Here is a 17973-nt window from a genome sequence, read left to right as displayed (position 1 = left end):
GATCAATGCCCCAGATACGCTGTTTTCACGTCTTCATTGGTTTCGATTTCCTCGATCGAACCCTCCGCGAGCATCGCGCCACGGTTCATAACGATGATCCGGTCGGCGACGGTGCGGACGAACGACATGTCGTGCTCGACGACAATCAGGGTGTGGCTGTCGCTCAGGGATCGGAAAATTTCGGCGGTTTTCTCGGTTTCCTGAATCGTCATGCCCGCGGTGGGCTCATCCATCAGGATCAGCCGGCTGTCCTGCGCAATCAGCATGGCGATCTCCAGCCATTGCGTCTCACCATGTGACAGGTTGCCTGCCAGTTCTTCGCGCTTCGAACTCAGGTCGACCCGTTCCAGTATCCCTTCCGTCTCTCGCACGTCCGAAAGAGAGAAACGCGTCAATGCGCTCCACAGCCCCGGTCGCCGCGATCTTGCGACCGACAGGTTTTCGGCGACGGTCAGATCCTTGTAGACTGAGGGAACCTGAAACTTGCGGCCAATTCCAAGACGGGCACGGCGAAACTCCAGCATCTGTGAAATTTCGACCCCGTTCAGCCGAATGGACCCGCCCGTTGGCTGGGTCTTGCCGCAGATCAGATCCAAAGTCGTGGACTTCCCCGCGCCATTCGGCCCCAGCAGGCAAAGGATCTCTCCTTCCTCCACGGCAAAGCTGAGCCCGTCCACGGCGCGCAGACCGCCGAATTCGACATGCAGATCGGTGACTTGCAGTTGCTGCATGGTTATTGCTCCTGCCCGGTTTCGAGTTGAGTTTTTGACGAGGGGTCTATGCTGGCGGCATTTTGCTGCCGTCCCGTCCGCCGAAGTTTCGTTGCGAGTTCGGACAGCAATCCGTAGATGCCGCGCGGCATGAACATGACGACAAGCACGAAGATCACGCCCAGCATGAGGTGCCAGCCTTCGACGAAGACGTCCGAAAGCCGCCCCTCCAGCAGGTTGACGATAATCGCCCCGAACGCCGCGGCAATGACCGACTCCCGCCCGCCGACAGCGCACCAGATGACGATCGCCAGACTGAACGAAACGCCCATGTAGGTTGGCGACGCGAATTCCAGCACCATCGTGTAGAGCATCCCCGCCCACCCGGCGAGCGCGGCGGAGATGCAGAAAACCGCAGTCTGATACGTCGCGACGTTGTAGCCGAAGAAACGCGTCCGATCGGCATCCTCGCGAATGGCGCGAAGGACCAGACCGAATTTGCTGTGGGTCAGGTAAACACCAGCGGCAAGCGCAACGGTCAGACACCCTGCAACGAGATAGTAAAACCCCATGCTGTAGGGATCGACCGTCCAGCCCGGAAGCGACAATTGCGCCAGACCGGTCAGCCCGTTCTGTCCTCCGGTCAGCCCTTGCTGATTGATGACCAGAAGCTGGAACGCCACGAGGAAAGCCAGCGTGATGATCGCCACGAAAACACCGGCAATCCGGGCGCGGAACATGAAAATCGCGATCAGCCCCCCGACGAAAGCAGGGATCAGCAATCCGGCCAGCAACGTGAAGGCAAGGGATTCGAACGGCACCCAGATCAAGGGAAGCTCCGGGACATTGTTCCATCCCATGAAATCCGGCAGCCCATTGCTGGCACGCAGCTTCAGGTGCATGGCCATTGCATATGATCCCATGCCAAAGGTCGCGGCCTGCCCTAGGTTGAGCAGCCCAGCCGTGCCCCATGACAGCGCCAGAGCCATGGATACGATCGCCAGTGCGAGGTATCGCGCGAACGTGTTGAGTTCGAAACCGTCGTAGTTCATCAGAGCCGGAACTCCGAATGCAATCACGATCGCAAAGATCACGAGCGCCACGAGATCGTAGTGGAATCTGGAAGTCATACTGGTTTCCTCAGCGACGTGTTTCTGTTGGGAAAAGCCCGCGCGGACGGAAGCGGATCAGGAGAATGATGCCCGCCAGAACCGCAATGCGGCCCAGGGTGTCGTTCATGATCATCGAGAACAGCGCTGTCGCTTCGCCGATCAGAACCGAGGCCGTCGCCGCACCGATCAGGCTTCCGAGCCCACCGACGATCACGACAAGGAAGGCATCCACAACCAGACCCGTTCCCATTGTCGGGATCGTGCTGAACAGCGGGGTAATCAACGCCCCGGCGATCCCCGCCAGCCCTGCCCCATAGGCAAAGGTGATCGAGTAGACGCGCTTTGACTCGATCCCGTAGCATTCCGAAATGCTACGGTTCTGGATAATGGCCCGGAGTTTCATACCGAACTCGGTCCGCGTCATCAGAAGCCAGCTTCCCCAGAGGACGGCAATCGAAAAGAAAATCACGAACAAGCGATAATTCGACATGATCAGGGGGCCGATTTCCGTGTTCCCGGCAAGCAATTCTGGCCCTTTGACGAAACGCGATTCGGCCCCGACGCCAAGGCGAACGGCCTGTTGCAGAATGATCCCGATACCCCATGTCGCGAGGATCGTGTCCAGTGGCCTGTGATACAGGTTCTGAACGACCGCCTTTTCAATCACCCAGCCGACCGCCGCCACGGCGACGAACACCAGGGGCAGTGCCGGAAGAATGCCAAGGCCCGCATAGGTCTGGAGCGCCCATGTCGCGTAGGCGCCAAGCATGACGAACTCGCCATGAGCCAGATTGATGACCCCCATCGCGCCATAGATGATCGCGAGGCCAAGGGCGATCATGAGCATGATCGACGCCATGCTCAGCCCGGCAAACAATTGATTAGCTATCACGTCCATGAAAACGCCTTTCCCACGGGTCCGGCCCATGTTTCAGAGCCGGACACTGTTTCCTGTCTGGAATTGCTCGAGATGTTCAGGCTTTGACCAGGCCTTCACCCGTGCAGGTCTGGCCCTCGTAGGCGGCATAGGGCTTGGGCGCGACCCGCTCCGTCGACTCCACCAGCACCTCGGCCTGACCGTTGGTCTGCCATTGGCCGATTTTTGGCCAAAGATGCGTGTGAAGGTTTTCGTCGATCAGGATTTCACCCTGCGGAGCGTTGAGTGTCAGCCCGACCGCCGCATCGCGAATGGTTTCCGGCGTGATGTTTGCCGTGTCCAGTTTCTCGAGCGCCGCCTTGAACTGATAGACTTGGAAATAGGCCGCCTCGCTGACGAAATGCGTGACCTGATCGGCCCCGTAGCGGGACTTGTAGGCTTCCACGAATTTCTCGTTTTCCGGGGTGCCGTGCCCCATGAAATATGGCGCTGAGGAAAAGTGCCCCGCCGCGGCGTCGCCGCCGATCGCTTTTACCTCGACTTCCGAGCGCGTCAGGCTGACAACCGGCATCTTGGCGGGATCGAGTTCCGCCGCATGATACTGGCGCGCAAACGCCACGTCGGAATCGCCCACCACCGTGGCAAAGATGACATCGGGCTGCTCAGAGCGGATCCGGTTGATTACGGAACTGAAATCCGAGTGCCCCAGAGGCACGTATTCCTCGTGCACCACTTCCCCGCCGTATTTCGCAAGCAGCGTCTTGCAATAGTTGTTCTCTTCCTTGGGATACACATAATTGTTCCCGATCATGTAGAACCGCGGACCGAAATTCTCGATGGCCCAGGGGATCAGTTCGTCCTGCTGCTGGTTCGGCACGGCGCCGCCATACATGACATTCCTGGAACACTCCCGCCCCTCATAGAGTGTCGGATACCAATAGAGGTTCTTGCGCTGTTCCGTCACCGGCAAGACAGCCTGCCGACTGGCCGAGGTATACGATCCAAAGACGCTGACGCATTTGTCGCGGATCATCAGACGCCGGGCGCGGTCGGCATAGGTCGCGGGGTCCGAGGCGGGGTCCTCGATGATCGGACGTAGTTGCCGGCCGTGAATCCCACCTGCCGCATTGATCTCTTCGATCGCCATGAGGGCAGCGTCATGCAAGGTGCTTTCCACCACGGCCACAGCGCCGGTGAGCGAGAAAAGCAGGCCGACGGGGATATCGTTGCCCTGCGCCAAAGCGCGACTTGCCGAGGTCAGAAGTGCCGGTGTCGAGAGAATGCCAGCCGTTCCGACAGCACCAACCCCACCAAGAAAATCGCGGCGTTTCATTTAGTTATCTCCTCTGTTGTTTTTGAGCGGCCATTTGAAACGGCAACAAAAAAGGCCCTCCAACGCAGCTGGATTGCTACGGTCGGAGAGCCTCTTTGCTCATTATATTTTCAGGTTCGCATTTGAACCCGAAACAATCGTTCAGCAGAATGTGTTTTTTTGCAAGAAAATTATATCATTTAAATTCATGCACTTACCAAAGCGCTTATTGCCTTCCGGACGCGCCCCCTATTCTGGAAAACCCCGACAGAGCACTCCCGATCAAGGCCTGCCGCGCCGCCCTTGTCCAGCCGACACGCCGCGCGCCGACCAGCCCCAGAAACGGGCCAGCATGAACACAGCGGCACAGGCCAGCCCGATGGCAAGACCCAGCCAGATACCGATGCCCTCCAACCCGAGCGCAAACCCCAGCACATAGCTGGCGGGCACGCCGATGGCCCAATAACTGAGCGCGGCGATGACCATCGGCACACGCGTGTCCTGCACGCCACGAAGCAGGCCAAGCGCCATGACCTGTCCGGCATCGACCAGCTGGAACAGCGCCGCCGCCGCCAGCAGCCCCACCCCGATCCCGATCACCGCCGGACGGTCGGGATCGTCGGGGCTCATGAACAGGCCCATAAGGGGCTCGGGCAAGGCCAGGAACAGGCATACCGTCACCGCCGCCGCGACGAAGGACAGGACCAGAACCACCGCCGCACCGTCGCGCAATGCCTGCCCGTCCCCCCGTCCATGCGCCTGCCCCGCGCGCACCGTCGCGGCATTGCTGAGCCCCATATGAACCATGAACATCACCGAGGTGATTTGCAGCGCGATGCCGTGCGCCGCCAGCGACAACGCCCCCAGCCAGCCCATCATCACCGAGGACGCTGCAAACAACCCGACCTCGGCCAGGTTAGTGATCCCGATGGGCCAGCCCAGACGAAAGACCGAGATCAGCGCCTCGGAATCAGCGCGCCAGATACGCTGGAACAGCGCATGTTCCGGCGTGGCCCGCGCGACATAGGTCGCAAGCGCCAGAAGCGAAGCGACATTGACCGAGAGCGAGGCAATTGCCGCGCCGCGCACCCCCAGTTCGGGAAAGCCCCAGTTGCCGAAGATCAGCGCGTTGTTGACCAGGATGTTCAGCCCGACAGCGGCCACCGTCACCCACAGCACGACCTGCGTGCGCTCGAGCGCCGCAAGGTAGGATTTCAACACCATGACCAGAAGCGCAGGCAAAATGCCCCAGCCCATGATCCCCAGATATTGCCCCGCCAGGACCGACACGTTCGCATCCTGTCCGAGCATCAGAAAAACCGGCGTTGACCACACCATCACCGGCAGGCAGGCCAGCCCGAACATGACCGAGGCCCATCCCCCCATGCGCGTGACGCGGCGGATCTGGGTCTCATTGCCCGCCGCCTGCGCCGAGGCCACCATCGGCATCACCGCCCAGGCAAAGCCCGATCCCATGATGAACAACACGAAGAACAGGGTGCCGCCCAGCACCTCGGCGGCAAGCGCCTCGACCGAATACCAGCCCAGCATCAGCGCGTCGGTCAGCGTGATGGCGAACTGCGCCACATGGCTGCCGATCAGCGGCAGGCCAAGGCCAAGGATGGCGCGGGCGTGCTGGCGATATGTCATGCGGGTCGTCATGCCCTGCCCTTAGGCGCGGGCACGCCACAGCGCAAGAACGAAGGCCCGCTACACCGCCGCGCGCAGCAATTGCAGGGCAAGCGCGGCAATCAGAACACCGGCCACGATCTCGATCAGCGGCAGGGCACGGGCGGCGCTGCGCCCCCGCCCGCCCGCCAGCCGCGCCAGCAGCCCCGCGCGCAACGTGACCGAGGCCACCGCCACGGCCACCGTCACGCTGGCCGTGCCGAGCCCCATGATGAAGGCCCCGGCGATCCCCGCCAGATCCAGCCCCATGCGCCACGTCAGGATCAGCAGGAACAGCGCTCCGGTGCAGGGCCGGATCGCCACGGCGGCAACCAGCGCCAGCGCCTCGCGCAGCGAATGGACCTGCGCGGCCTCCTCCGCCGTGGGGCCGTGGCGATGACCGCAGCTTGGGCAGGTGCCATCGCCTTCGTGATCATGATCGTGGTGATCTCCGTGGGAAGGATGGTCATGACCGCAGCCTTGCAGTTGCACCCGCCCCGCACGCCGCCACCGGCGCAGCCCGCGCCACGCCAGCCACAGCCCGACCAGCGCAATCGCGCCATAGCTGGCGGGCTCCATGATCCGCTCGGCCACACCCGTCATGGCCTGACGCGTCAGCCCCAGCAAAAACACACCGGCATATACCAGCACCACCGCCGTTGCCGCCTGCGCCAGACTCGATGCCAGGGCCAGCCCCGACAGGCGTATCACCGGCACCCCGGCCCCCAGACCGTAGCCACCGATCAACAGCTTGCCATGGCCCGGCCCCGCCGCATGAAAGAACCCATAGGCGAAACACAGCCCCCACAGCCCGCTCAGCGCCGCCCAGTCCCCGGCGCGCAGGCGACGCAGATATCCGGCCATGCCTTGCTGCACCTCGCGCTGGCCCTCAGAGGCCCAACGCATCACATCGCCTGCACCGCCAAACCCCCAGAGCCAGACAGCCAGCGCAAGAACCGACAAAGCACCGATCAGGAGGAGGGCGCGCATGTCACCTCGAACGCATCGGCATAATGAATCCCCACATGCGCCTCCTCGAAAAAGCCCTCTTCGGCGCTGTTGCCCATCTTGGCCACGATGGCGTCGGCGGCCTTGCTGTCGGCACGCTCGACGCTCACCGCACACCCGTCGCTCAACCCCGTGACCTCTTTCAGCGTCAGGGCGGCGTAATAGGATGGATCGTAAGGGCGCCCTACCAGACCATCGGCGGCCACCGGATCGAAATGGCGGATATGACGGCTGACGATCCGCCCGCCCTCCATCCCGATATGGGTGGGCGTCGGCGGGCCAAGCGCGATCTTGCGCGCGCCGTCATACAGAAACAGCGCGCCCTCGAACCCGTCTGGCCAGTCGGTCAGGTCGAACCCCGTCAGTTCGGCGCGCTCATCCTCTGTCAGAACCATGTCGCCATCTGGGTCCAGACCGCGATCCTCCAGCACCAGCAGGGAAAAGAAATCGTCATAGCTCCAGGTCACCTCGACACCGCTCAGACGACCATCGGGCTGGGAGACAAAGCGCAGGCCGACCTCGACGAACACATGCGGATGCGCCTGCGCAACGGGCGCAGCCAGCAAAGCACAGCCAAGGACGATCCAGCGGGTCATGCGGCATGTTTAGGGCCGGCCCGCCCCATCGGCAAGCCGGCCCAAGGCAATACGCGGCTTACCGCGTGTCAGGTCTTGCGCACTTCCGGGTGCAGGGACTTGCCCAGAATATGATCGGTGCTGTGCAGAACATGCTGCGCGGTGGCAACGATCAGCGGATCGGGACCGGTGATGACCGAACGATCCTTGCCGGGATAATCCAGCGAATTGAGGAAATGCATCATGCAGTTCAGACGCGCGCGTTTCTTGTCGTTGGATTTCACCACGGTCCACGGCGCATCGGCGGTGTCGGTATAGAAGAACATCGCCTCTTTCGCCTCGGTGTAGTCGTCCCATTTGTCGAGGCTTTGCTTGTCGATCGGGCTGAGCTTCCACTGCTTCAACGGATCGTTGGCACGGCTGTCGAACCGGCGTTTCTGCTCGTCCTGCGTGACCGAGAACCAGTACTTGTAGAGCCGGATACCCGAGCGCACCAGCATCCGCTCCAACTCGGGGGTCTGGCGCATGAATTCAAGATATTCCCACGGCTCACAAAAGCCCATCACACGCTCGACACCCGCGCGGTTGTACCACGACCGGTCATAGAACACCATCTCACCCACCGTGGGCAACTCGCTGATATAGCGTTGAAAAAACCACTGCCCCCGTTCTTCACAGGTGGGTTTGTTCAACGCGACGACACGCGCCTGACGCGGGTTGAGATGTTCGGTAAAGCGCTTGATGGTCCCGCCCTTGCCCGCGGCGTCGCGCCCCTCGAAAATCAGGACGAACTTCTCATTCGCTTCCTGCGCCCAGTGCTGAACCTTCAGCAACTCGGCCTGAAGCATTGCTTTTTGCGCCTCGTATTCCTTGCGCCCCAGCTTGTCCGTGTAAGGGTATTCACCCTGTTCAAAGGTCTGCCGGTACTCGGCCACCTTGTCGGTCGACTTGACCTCTCGTTCTTCTTTTTCGGGACTGGCCGGAACGGGCTTGGCGGCGGTGTCCGGTTTGGCGGGAACACCCTGCGCGGACTTGACCTGCGTCTTGGCGGTGGCCGATGTACTCATGTTGCGTCTCCTTCACTCATGCAGGTGAAGGGGCTAGTGCAGACGACGCAAAACCGCCTTGATCCGTGTCAAAAAACCGCAGGTGGCGCGGTCTTGTGGCGCATTTACATCAGTGGATGTCAGTGCGTCCAGACAGCGCGCCGATTGGTCGCGAAATTCTCGCCATAGCCACCGGGGCGGATGTTGGCCTTGCGGCGATGCGGCTCCAGAACCACGGCGTCGATGCCATGTTCCTGCGCATAATCCAGCGCCGCCTTCTTGCTGTCGAACCGCAGCCTGACCTGAGCCTGCGTATCGCCCGAACTGGTCCACCCCATCAGCGGATCGACCTCACGGCGGCTTTCGGGGGCGAACTCCAGAACCCAGTGCTTGGTCCGGGCCATGCCGGATTGCGTGGTGCTGCGGGCAGGTTTGTAAATACGCGCGGACATTCGGGCGGACTCCTTGTTACGCCCCGGTTATTCCAAAATCCCGCGCCATGGGCAAGGGTGCAAATGGGCGCTGTTTACTTGTCCGAACTGGCATTTGCCTTGCGCAACCTGTCGTTTTCGAGATGTAGCTGGTTCAGGATAATGGCGATATCCTTTACAGCGTCTGTTGAAAACGAATGACCGGGTATCGCATCCGGCTGTGTCTCCTGAACGTCAGGCAATACGACTCCGAAATACTCTTTCAACTTGAAAAGCTCATCACGCGCGATTTTCCGGGACTCTTCCACAAAATGCGCCGGAGGGATAAATTTGCTCCCTCCGATTTTCATCAGGCTATGCTGTATCTTGCTTGCCCTGGGTATCGTTGGCTCGGCTTTGTTGCAATTCAAAACGAGTTCATTCAAGGCGTTTGCGATTGTTGCGGCTTCTCTGGAAAGGCTCTCGTTGGTTTTCAAGCCTCGCTCGAGGTGGTTTAAAACATCGCTCCGCCCCATCAATCCAAAGAAATCATCCACAACGTCGCCATTTAGCATTTGATGACGGTCAAATGCCGCAACGATCAAATTCTCACGCCCAATCGCCTCGGATATTTTCAGCAACTTGTCGGCCACAACAAGTTGCTCGGACAAATCTGCATAACTTTCTAAAGTGATCTTTCCCATTTTCAGCCGCTGCTGAAAGACGCTCGCGCCCCGCGCTACCGGGTGCCGCACATAGCACAGGATTTTTACCGACTCTGCCTGCTGTTTCAAAAGTTCGAACGCGTTTGCGATCGAAGCGGGAGACTCGGGAAAGAAAAACTCGCTTGAAATCACCAACTGCCGCGATTTTCTTTTACTTGCCAGATCGACAGCATTCGAAAGGAACCTTTGCCCAAGTTCACGTGCTTCGCCGTAGGAAACTTTCTTGTTTTCCTGCAAACGCAATGTTCCGGGCGATTTCACACCATCAGTAAATGCGGCGGCCCAGACCCAGTGATTTTCGGGGTTGGGATAGCAAATCCCGTGATCCAAAAGTAACTGCCGGTTCCTGCTGAAAACTTTTTGAATGGATGTCGTCCCGGTTTTCCCGGTTCCGATATGCAACACGCATTCGTCGATCATCCCCCGCGCCCCCATCTACCGTGGACCTTTTTTGGAACCACTCTTCCGATCATCATTGATGGTGACCTGGCGTCCCAATCCAAAGCGTGACAATTCGATAAAATGAATGGGCCCCTTGGTGCGGGACACTTCGATTGCGCCGCGCAAACGACGTCCTAGAAAGGCCTGTGTCGCGGCGCACAGGTCGATTTCGGTCAAAACCGAACCATCCCCATCCACACAGGATAACCATACCCGGCCCTTCCGGGTTTCAAGCGTTATCTCCGCGAACTGCGACAGGTCGGCCAACCCGACCTCGGCAACAGGGGTTCGCGCCTTTCTGGTTGTCCCGAACGCAAACGCCGCGACACCGCTGACACCGTTGATACGTATCGAAAGAAACAGCCCCGTTTCGGGATTGGCGAGATTGGTGATCTGCAAGCCCAACGTCATTTCCGGCTTTCCCGGACCCGTCGCTTTGGGCCGGAATCGCAGAGCCGCCTTCAGTCGCTGAGCTTTGTCTGTCGCGAGGTGGTGCCTGGTTTCCAGCCGCAGGACACTGCCCACCGCCCGCCCCGGCGAGACCAGCAATGCAGTCCCCTCTGCAGTGCCGGTATGGGCGGGGATCGCATAGGCAAAAGGTTCGGTCTTTTCGATTTTCCAAAACGACTTGTCCACGCTGGAGACCTGCATCACGGCACCAGAGCCAAAATCGTCCTGCAAGACCCGTATGCTTTGCGGCGGCAGACAATCCAGAGCACGGCTGCGGAAGCTGTAATAGGCCGGTTTCTTGCGCCCTTCGTGATCGACCAGACCAAAGGATTTTTCCTGTTTCAGATCCCACGCCTCGTCGCGGTACTTGTACCAGAAAAGCTTTTCGATACTCGCCTCGCCAGCGGCATGCGCCATGAAATCGTCTACGAAACCCGCCTGCGCCACGGCGTCGAAATCGTATCCCTTCGACAGATCGAGCGAACGCGCGCCCACCTCCGTAATCCAGACCGGCACCCCGGAATAGCCCGTGTCTTCCAGAAGAGACAGGAAATCCTGCGTCAGATGCCAGCTATGGGCGGCAAACCCATCCGGGGCCGGCCCGAAATACGGATAGGGATGAATGCCGAACGCCTCGAACGGCAAATCCTGCGCAGTCGGGTAATGCGATTTCAGCGCCTGCATCACGTCACGCGCGAAATCCGGCTGGAAATAGAACGCCCCGTGCCCCTGATTGTCCGAAAATTCCGCCGCAAATTCATCCGCATAGTCGCGCATCGTGTTGGCAAAGACCGGGCGCGTTCGCTTTACATGGCCGACAAGCCCGTTCTCGGCGAATGTCACCCCGCAGATGCGCCCTGCAAATCCCGCGCGCCGCAGACTCTCGACACCGGGTCGGATCACCATGTCCACGAACTCCGACCCGTTCCAGGGGCGATGCAGCCCGTCCTCCCCCTTGACCGACACATAGAAATCCGAAGCGTTCGGCTCATTCCACAATTCGATATCGTCAATGAAGTCGAAGGTTTCGACCATAAGCCTGACATATTCGGCATATCGCTCGGCAAAGCCCGGCTGCCCGAGATAGGCCATGCGCGCCGGCTCGGGATGACAATTGACCACGACTCCGGTGATCTTCACATGCTCCGGCAATTTCGCAACGAAGCTGCGGTAATGACTGGCCAATCGATCATCGACGCGCGCCGTGCCATCCGCCTGATATGCGATCAGGTGCCGCCAGTAAAAGGGGATACGAATTGCATTCAATGCGCATTCGTCCATCGCATCCATATAGGTCTGCAATCGCTCGGGATCGTCCAGAAGCTGATTGATGTTCGCGAAATTGAGACCGATGAGATTGATCTGACCGGATGTTTCCGTCTTGCGTTCAGCACGTGATTTGCGCGGCGGCGCTGCGGGTTTGGAAACAACGTGAGTCCTGGCCGATGGCTGCCCGGCGTCTGCCCTCTGATAAAGACGCGCCGTCAGGTCGATCGCGCGGGCCTCATCCAACGGCGCCGCTTGTGTTGCCGTGACCGAGCGGGCGGTACTTTCAGGAGCAGTCAGCCAATCGACTGTCGCCCTGGGGATAAAGCGCTTACGCAGCCGGGCATTCGAAGCGGCATAATGGGTCAGGATGCGTCGTCGCTGATCCGTGCCAAGGATGCTTTGACCTTTTTGCTCTGACGCAATCGTATCGTTCAACTTCCAGAACAAGGGGCGCAACGCAGGTTTCTCGTGGTCCTCCAGACTGGCATCCAGCCTGCGGCGCAGTTCCACCACCTCGGGCGAAAAGCTGACATTGCGCGGGCCGCCACCGATGGGCTCCACCACGATCCCGGCGGCACGGCAGAACCGGTTCAGCGCATCGTCGCCAAAGGCCGGATCGTCATAAGGAATGCCGATCACCCGGTCCTCGCCCAACAGATCGGAATAACCGGCCAGCAGCCGTTCGTAACCCGCGGGCAGCGGCGCGCGTAACTCGATGCGTTTGAAATCGCTGAAGATCAAAAGCGGCTCATCGGCCAGCACGCTGTCCACAAAGCTGTCGGGCGTCTGTGCACAGAACGAAGATTTGCACAGTTCGCGATACATGCTTTCCAGGTATTCGTCCTGCCGCCGCAGCAGGCATATCGCGGTCGTATCGTAGCGCGAGACAAGCTCGCCAACACGCTCCGTCGGCACCGTGGACAGCAATTCGGTGCTGAGGATCACCGTGCCTTGCGGGGCCTTTTCGATGGTCTCGATCAGCGCCTTGTAACGCTCCCGCCCCGTGCCGAGAGCCAGAAAATGATGTCCGGGGTTGTTGGCATTGGCGTAATGCGCGGGGTAGATCACGCCCTGATCGGCCAATGCCCGCTCCGATCGGGCCAGCGTATACTGGATCGAGGTGGTGCCCGTCTTGTGCGTACCAATATGCAGGACCAGCCGTTTCATCGTGACACACACTCGCAATACCGTACCAACCGCGATTCTGCGCGGCTTTACCCTGACTAGGTGCTGCATCGAACGGATGCAACCATAACGAGCGCAAGGTGGCACACCGGCCTGCCTCAACACCCGCCTGATATGCCTTGGCCGTATGCCGCCCAGTGCCCCGGCGCGGAAAGCCGGCGGCTATTCCCCCGCGTGCCGGTCGTCATCCTCCGGCTGCACGTCCGGATCGGCCTGCCCCACCCCCAGGAAAACGAATTTGAACGGCAGTATCCACAGGATGCCAAGCCCGACATAGACAAGGAACTCGATCCAGATCGACGGGCGGTCGAACAGGTCGACCACATTCACCGCCACCACAATATACAGCGGCAGCCCGATCAGCAGGATGATCAGCGACCAGCGTCGCCGCGCCTTGTAACTGAGTGCCATGGGGCCTCCGCCGGGTCGGGTCAGTCGGCGAACGGGTCGGTGACGAGAATCGTGTCGTCCCGTTCGGGCGAGGTGGACAGAAGTGCGACGGGGCAGTCGATCAGCTCTTCGACCCGGCGCACGTATTTGATGGCATTGGCGGGCAACTCGGCCCAGCTGCGCGCGCCCTCGGTCGACTCGCTCCAGCCCGGCATTTCCTCGTAGACCGGAACGCAACGGGCCTGCTGGTCGGCGGCGGTGGGCAGGTAATCCAGCCGCTTGCCGTCAAGCTCGTAGCCGACGCAGATTTTCAGCGTTTCGAACCCGTCCAGAACGTCGAGCTTGGTCAGCGAAATGCCGTTGACGCCCGAGGTGGCGCAGGTCTGACGGACCAGCGCCGCATCGAACCAGCCGCAGCGGCGCTTGCGGCCCGTAACGGTGCCAAACTCGTGCCCGCGCGTCCCCAGGCGCAGCCCGTCATCGTCGTCCAGCTCCGTCGGAAACGGCCCCTCGCCCACGCGGGTGGTATAGGCCTTGACGATGCCCAGAACGTAATCCACCGATCCTGGCCCCATGCCCACGCCGGTGGCCGCCTGCCCGGCGATCACGTTCGAGGATGTGACAAAGGGATAGGTGCCGAAATCAATGTCCAGCAACGCGCCCTGCGCCCCTTCGAACAGGATGCGCTGGCCGGATTTGCGTTTTTCGTTCAGCACCTTCCAGACCGGCGCGGCATAGGGCAGGATCTGCGGCGCGATCTCTTTCAGGCTGGCGATCAGCGCATCGCGGTCCACCGGGTCGATCCCCAGACCGCGCCGCAGAGGATCGTGATGTTGCAGGGCGCGGTCCACGCGCGCCTCCAGCGTGGCATCGTCCGACAGGTCCGCCACCCGCACCGAGCGCCGCCCCACCTTGTCCTCATAGGCCGGGCCGATGCCGCGGCCCGTCGTGCCGATCTTGGTGCCCTTGCTGGCAGCCTCTTCGCGGGCGCGATCCAGCTCACCGTGGATCGGCAGGATCAGCGGCGTGTTTTCGGCGATCATCAGCGTTTCGGGCGAAATATCGACCCCCTGTTCGCGGATCGAGGCGATTTCGTTGACCAGATGCCAGGGGTCCAGCACCACGCCATTGCCGATCACGCTAAGCTTGCCACCGCGCACGACCCCCGAGGGCAGCGCGTTCAGCTTGTAGGTCTTACCGTCGATCACCAGCGTATGGCCGGCATTGTGACCGCCCTGAAACCGAGCGATCACGTCTGCCCGCTCGCTGAGCCAGTCAACGATCTTGCCTTTCCCCTCGTCACCCCACTGGGCGCCTACGACGACGACATTTGCCATGCTGATCCTCTTGGTGGTCGGTTGCTATGGTGGTCAGATTGAAACCCGCGCCGGTATAGCCGGGTGGCGCGGCCTGTGAAACCGGAAATTCGCGCGGCATTCGGAACAGGCCGGTGCGGTCACGACACCACAGCTGGTTCGGCCCCGGCCCCGACAGCCATGCAATGGCCGGATACGCCCGGACCGTGACGCGTTAACCATTCGTTAACGCTTTCAGAAGATCATGAAACCTTAAGATTATTTTACACAACACCTTTGCTGGGGGAGGTGAATTTCGTGTTCGAATGGCTGTCCCGACTTTCCGCTTCTGCATCTGCTGGCCGGGCCAATGTCAGCCTCGATGGCCGGTTCCTGACCGTCGACAGCGCGCTGTCCAGGGTGCTGGGTCATTCCCCCGACACCCTGCGGCGCATGTATTTTCAGGACATCACCCATGCCGACGACCTGCTGCGCGACGAGGCGCATGTCGAAGACCTGCGCCAGCGGGGCATGGGCGGGTATTCGATGCTCAAACGCTACTGGCGCCCCGGGGGCGATTACCTTTGGGCGGAACTGAACGTCACGCTGAAATGCGACCCGCACGGCGCACCGGCACATTTCATTTCGCATATCCGGCGCACCCGGATCGACGGCGATGTCCTGAGCGACCTGCACGCGCGGGCCAACCATGATCCGGTCACGGACGTTCTGAACCGCCGCGCCTTCGACGAACAACTGGCCGCCGCCCTGCACCGGACGCAGCGCACGGGACAGAGATTCGCGCTGACGCTGATCGACCTCGACGGGTTCAAGCGCATCAACGACATCCAAGGCCATGCGGCGGGCGATGCCCTGCTGGTGCAGGCGGCGCAGCGGCTCAGGGCGGCCTGCGGACCGCGCGACATCATCGCGCGTATCGGCGGGGACGAATTTGCCGTCCTGTCGCAACGCTGCGACGAAGGGCAGGCCCCGTGCGATATTCCGGCCCGCCTGCGCACGGCCTTCACAAAACCGTTCGACCTGCCCGACGGGCCGTTGCACATGACGGCAAGCATGGGCTGCGCCTGTTTCCCGACCGATGGCGAATCGGGCCGGCACCTCCTGGCGCAGGCCGATGCGCGCATGTATGACGACAAACGCGAACGGTTTTCCCGCCACAGGATGTGACCCGCCCCCCTGCAGCACGGGATCACCACGGGATTCGGACACGGCACATTGCCGGGTTGCGGGCGCGCACGGAATTGCATAGATACCGCGCGAGACGCCACACGCATCCGACAAAGGCCGCCCCACATGGAAAACGTCGTCCTGATCATCCACCTTCTTCTGGCCCTCGCCCTGATCGGCGTGGTGCTTCTGCAACGCTCGGAAGGCGGCGGCCTTGGCATGGGCGGTGGCGGCGGTGGTGCCATTTCGGGCCGTTCGGCGGCAACGGCGCTGAACAAGGTGACATGGGGACTGGCGATCGCCTTTATCGTCACCTCGCTGACGCTGACCATTCTGGCGGCACAGCAATCGGCCGATTCGTCGGTTCTGGACCGGCTCACCGACATGCCGGTTCCCGCAGCCGAAGATCCCGCCGCGCCGGACAGCGGCGACTCGCTCCTGCCGCCGGCGGCGGACGATACCGCCCCGCTGACGCCGAGCGCCGACTGAACACAACGACTTGAGGCAGATTTTCAGGCCGCAACAGCATCTTGCGGTCTGCTTGCCTTGGTCACGCGAATCCATTACATATTGAGTCCCGTGGTGCTGCGGTCGAATCCGGCCGGTCAGGGCTCGTCACCGGCTTGAATTTCAGGCCTGCAATCACGGGGGATGCCAGCGCATGGCACGGTATATTTTCATCACTGGCGGCGTTGTGTCTTCTCTGGGCAAGGGCCTGGCCTCGGCAGCCCTGGGCGCGTTGTTGCAGGCACGCGGCTTTTCCGTTCGCCTGCGCAAGCTGGACCCGTATCTCAATGTCGATCCCGGCACGATGTCGCCCTTCGAGCATGGCGAGGTGTTCGTCACCGATGACGGGGCCGAAACCGATCTGGACCTCGGCCATTACGAACGCTTCACCGGGGTGCCCGCGCGGATGACCGACTCGGTCAGTTCCGGGCGCATCTATTCCAACGTGCTGGAAAAGGAACGCCGCGGCGATTACCTCGGAAAAACGATCCAGGTCGTTCCCCACGTCACCAACGAGATCAAGGACTGGATCGGTATCGGCGACGACGAGGTCGATTTCATGCTGTGCGAAATCGGCGGCACCGTGGGCGACATTGAGGGCCTGCCGTTTTTCGAGGCGATCCGCCAGTTCAGCCATGACCGCCCGCGCGGCGAATGCATCTTCATGCACCTGACGCTGCTGCCCTACCTTGCCGCCAGCGGCGAATTGAAAACCAAGCCCACCCAGCACTCGGTCAAGGAGTTGCAATCCATCGGCATCGCGCCCGACATCCTTGTCTGCCGCTCCGAGCAGCCCATCCCGGAAAAGGAACGCGAGAAAATCGCCCTGTTCTGCAATGTCCGCAAAGAGGCCGTGGTCGCCGCCTATGACCTGAATTCGATCTACAAGGCGCCGCTGGCCTATCACCGCGAAGGGCTGGATCAGGCCGTGCTGGACGCCTTCGGCATATCGCCCGCCCCCAAACCCGACCTGCGCACATGGCTGGATGTCTCGGACCGCATCCACAACACCGACGGCACGGTAAACATCGCCATCGTCGGCAAGTACACGCAGCTCGAAGACGCCTACAAGTCGATCAAGGAGGCGCTGACTCATGGCGGCATGGCCAACCGGGTGAAGGTCAATGTCGAATGGGTGGATGCCGAGATTTTCGACACCGAGGACCCCGCCCCGCATCTGGAAGGGTTCCATGCGATCCTCGTGCCCGGCGGCTTTGGCGAACGCGGCACCGAGGGCAAGATCAAGGCCGCCCAGTTCGCCCGCGAGCGCAAGATCCCCTACCTGGGCATTTGCCTTGGCATGCAGATGGCCGTGATCGAGGCCGCGCGCAACCTCGCCGGGCTGAGCGACGCAGGCTCGGAGGAATTCGACCATGAATCCGGGAAAAAGCGTTTCACCCCCGTGGTTTACCACCTCAAGGAATGGGTGCAGGGCAACGAGAAGGTCAAGCGCAAGGTCAGCGACGACAAGGGCGGCACGATGCGCCTCGGGGCCTATGACGCCACGTTGAAAGAGGGCAGCCGCGTGGCGCAGGTCTACGGCACCACCGCCATCGACGAACGCCACCGCCACCGCTACGAGGTGGACGTGAAATACCGCGAGAAACTGGAAGAGGTCGGGCTGACATTTTCAGGCATGTCCCCGGATGGCCGCCTGCCGGAAATCGTGGAATGGTCCGATCATCCGTGGTTCATCGGCGTGCAGTTCCACCCCGAACTGAAATCCAAACCCTTCGACCCGCACCCGCTGTTCGCCGATTTCGTGCGCGCGGCGGTGGAAACCTCGCGGCTGGTCTGACGGTGTG

At 61.2% G+C, this 17973-nt stretch carries 16 protein-coding genes; 3 read left to right on the top strand and 13 right to left on the bottom strand.

Translation table 11 applies throughout. The annotated features are described in order from the left end of the window. Positions 1 to 2 precede the first annotated feature (2 nt). From urtD to KPG71_RS05515, 13 genes are all read right to left on the bottom strand, one after another. Positions 3 to 731 carry an urea ABC transporter ATP-binding protein UrtD gene (gene urtD, locus KPG71_RS05575; RefSeq protein ID WP_216337120.1) on the bottom strand — a complete coding sequence of 243 codons (729 nt, stop codon included), beginning with the start codon at positions 729 to 731 and terminating at the stop codon, positions 3 to 5. 2 nt (positions 732 to 733) lie between these two features. Continuing rightward, on the bottom strand, positions 734 to 1840 hold the full coding sequence (urtC, locus tag KPG71_RS05570) for an urea ABC transporter permease subunit UrtC (protein WP_216337119.1): 1107 nt from the start codon (positions 1838 to 1840) through the stop codon (positions 734 to 736). Between the two features lie 10 nt (positions 1841 to 1850). Then, positions 1851 to 2720, bottom strand: a complete 870-nt coding sequence (gene urtB, locus KPG71_RS05565) for an urea ABC transporter permease subunit UrtB (RefSeq protein WP_216337118.1) — start codon at positions 2718 to 2720, stop codon at positions 1851 to 1853. Between the two features lie 76 nt (positions 2721 to 2796). Then, a complete protein-coding gene (locus KPG71_RS05560; RefSeq protein ID WP_216337117.1) occupies positions 2797 to 4032 on the bottom strand; it encodes a transporter substrate-binding domain-containing protein in 1236 nt (411 codons plus the stop codon). A 261-nt stretch (positions 4033 to 4293) separates the two neighbouring features. Continuing rightward, positions 4294 to 5673, bottom strand: coding sequence for an MATE family efflux transporter (locus KPG71_RS05555; protein WP_216337116.1), 1380 nt, complete (start codon positions 5671 to 5673; stop codon positions 4294 to 4296). Between the two features lie 48 nt (positions 5674 to 5721). Then, a complete protein-coding gene (locus KPG71_RS05550) occupies positions 5722 to 6669 on the bottom strand; it encodes a nickel/cobalt transporter (protein WP_216337115.1) in 948 nt (315 codons plus the stop codon). Then, complete coding sequence (locus KPG71_RS05545; RefSeq protein ID WP_216337114.1) at positions 6651 to 7283, bottom strand: DUF1007 family protein; 633 nt, start codon at positions 7281 to 7283, stop codon at positions 6651 to 6653. Before KPG71_RS05545 ends, KPG71_RS05550 begins: the two co-directional genes overlap by 19 nt. Before the next feature lie 68 nt (positions 7284 to 7351). Continuing rightward, the gene (gene ppk2 / locus KPG71_RS05540; RefSeq protein ID WP_216337113.1) at positions 7352 to 8329 is read right to left on the bottom strand and encodes a polyphosphate kinase 2; all 978 of its coding nucleotides are present in this window, start codon (positions 8327 to 8329) and stop codon (positions 7352 to 7354) included. Between the two features lie 119 nt (positions 8330 to 8448). Further along, positions 8449 to 8760, bottom strand: coding sequence for an ETC complex I subunit (locus KPG71_RS05535; protein WP_073033822.1), 312 nt, complete (start codon positions 8758 to 8760; stop codon positions 8449 to 8451). A gap of 74 nt (positions 8761 to 8834) precedes the next feature. Beyond that, complete coding sequence (locus KPG71_RS05530) at positions 8835 to 9863, bottom strand: hypothetical protein (RefSeq protein ID WP_216337112.1); 1029 nt, start codon at positions 9861 to 9863, stop codon at positions 8835 to 8837. 15 nt (positions 9864 to 9878) lie between these two features. Then, positions 9879 to 12770 carry a hypothetical protein gene (locus KPG71_RS05525; protein ID WP_216337111.1) on the bottom strand — a complete coding sequence of 964 codons (2892 nt, stop codon included), beginning with the start codon at positions 12768 to 12770 and terminating at the stop codon, positions 9879 to 9881. A 180-nt stretch (positions 12771 to 12950) separates the two neighbouring features. After that, positions 12951 to 13199, bottom strand: a complete 249-nt coding sequence (locus KPG71_RS05520; protein ID WP_216337110.1) for a DUF2842 domain-containing protein — start codon at positions 13197 to 13199, stop codon at positions 12951 to 12953. A 20-nt stretch (positions 13200 to 13219) separates the two neighbouring features. Next, the gene (locus KPG71_RS05515; RefSeq protein WP_216337109.1) at positions 13220 to 14515 is read right to left on the bottom strand and encodes an adenylosuccinate synthase; all 1296 of its coding nucleotides are present in this window, start codon (positions 14513 to 14515) and stop codon (positions 13220 to 13222) included. Positions 14516 to 14791: 276 nt separating this feature from the next. On the opposite strand from KPG71_RS05515, the gene KPG71_RS05510 reads away from it, so the two are divergent. The 3 genes from KPG71_RS05510 to KPG71_RS05500 all read left to right on the top strand — a co-directional run bounded on the left by KPG71_RS05510 (position 14792) and on the right by KPG71_RS05500 (position 17966). Further along, complete coding sequence (locus KPG71_RS05510) at positions 14792 to 15661, top strand: GGDEF domain-containing protein (RefSeq protein ID WP_216337108.1); 870 nt, start codon at positions 14792 to 14794, stop codon at positions 15659 to 15661. 126 nt (positions 15662 to 15787) lie between these two features. After that, a complete protein-coding gene (gene secG, locus KPG71_RS05505; protein ID WP_216337107.1) occupies positions 15788 to 16150 on the top strand; it encodes a preprotein translocase subunit SecG in 363 nt (120 codons plus the stop codon). A 172-nt stretch (positions 16151 to 16322) separates the two neighbouring features. Then, a complete protein-coding gene (locus tag KPG71_RS05500) occupies positions 16323 to 17966 on the top strand; it encodes a CTP synthase (RefSeq protein ID WP_216337106.1) in 1644 nt (547 codons plus the stop codon). Positions 17967 to 17973 lie beyond the last annotated feature (7 nt).

It is taken from the genome of Roseovarius sp. PS-C2 (assembly GCF_018862045.1).
GTDB lineage: Bacteria > Pseudomonadota > Alphaproteobacteria > Rhodobacterales > Rhodobacteraceae > Roseovarius.
This window is presented reverse-complemented; position numbering and strand designations above follow the sequence as displayed.

Coding starts and splice junctions, on each gene's coding strand:
- urtC (WP_216337119.1), bottom strand. CDS start 1,840: ATGACTTCCAGATTCCACTACGATCTCGTGGCGCTCGTGATCTTTGCG.
- KPG71_RS05515 (WP_216337109.1), bottom strand. CDS start 14,515: ATGGCAAATGTCGTCGTCGTAGGCGCCCAGTGGGGTGACGAGGGGAAA.
- KPG71_RS05545 (WP_216337114.1), bottom strand. CDS start 7,283: ATGACCCGCTGGATCGTCCTTGGCTGTGCTTTGCTGGCTGCGCCCGTT.
- KPG71_RS05560 (WP_216337117.1), bottom strand. CDS start 4,032: ATGAAACGCCGCGATTTTCTTGGTGGGGTTGGTGCTGTCGGAACGGCT.
- KPG71_RS05520 (WP_216337110.1), bottom strand. CDS start 13,199: ATGGCACTCAGTTACAAGGCGCGGCGACGCTGGTCGCTGATCATCCTG.
- secG (WP_216337107.1), top strand. CDS start 15,788: ATGGAAAACGTCGTCCTGATCATCCACCTTCTTCTGGCCCTCGCCCTG.
- KPG71_RS05500 (WP_216337106.1), top strand. CDS start 16,323: ATGGCACGGTATATTTTCATCACTGGCGGCGTTGTGTCTTCTCTGGGC.
- KPG71_RS05550 (WP_216337115.1), bottom strand. CDS start 6,669: ATGCGCGCCCTCCTCCTGATCGGTGCTTTGTCGGTTCTTGCGCTGGCT.
- KPG71_RS05535 (WP_073033822.1), bottom strand. CDS start 8,760: ATGTCCGCGCGTATTTACAAACCTGCCCGCAGCACCACGCAATCCGGC.
- KPG71_RS05555 (WP_216337116.1), bottom strand. CDS start 5,673: ATGACGACCCGCATGACATATCGCCAGCACGCCCGCGCCATCCTTGGC.
- KPG71_RS05525 (WP_216337111.1), bottom strand. CDS start 12,770: ATGAAACGGCTGGTCCTGCATATTGGTACGCACAAGACGGGCACCACC.
- urtB (WP_216337118.1), bottom strand. CDS start 2,720: ATGGACGTGATAGCTAATCAATTGTTTGCCGGGCTGAGCATGGCGTCG.
- urtD (WP_216337120.1), bottom strand. CDS start 731: ATGCAGCAACTGCAAGTCACCGATCTGCATGTCGAATTCGGCGGTCTG.
- ppk2 (WP_216337113.1), bottom strand. CDS start 8,329: ATGAGTACATCGGCCACCGCCAAGACGCAGGTCAAGTCCGCGCAGGGT.
- KPG71_RS05530 (WP_216337112.1), bottom strand. CDS start 9,863: ATGATCGACGAATGCGTGTTGCATATCGGAACCGGGAAAACCGGGACG.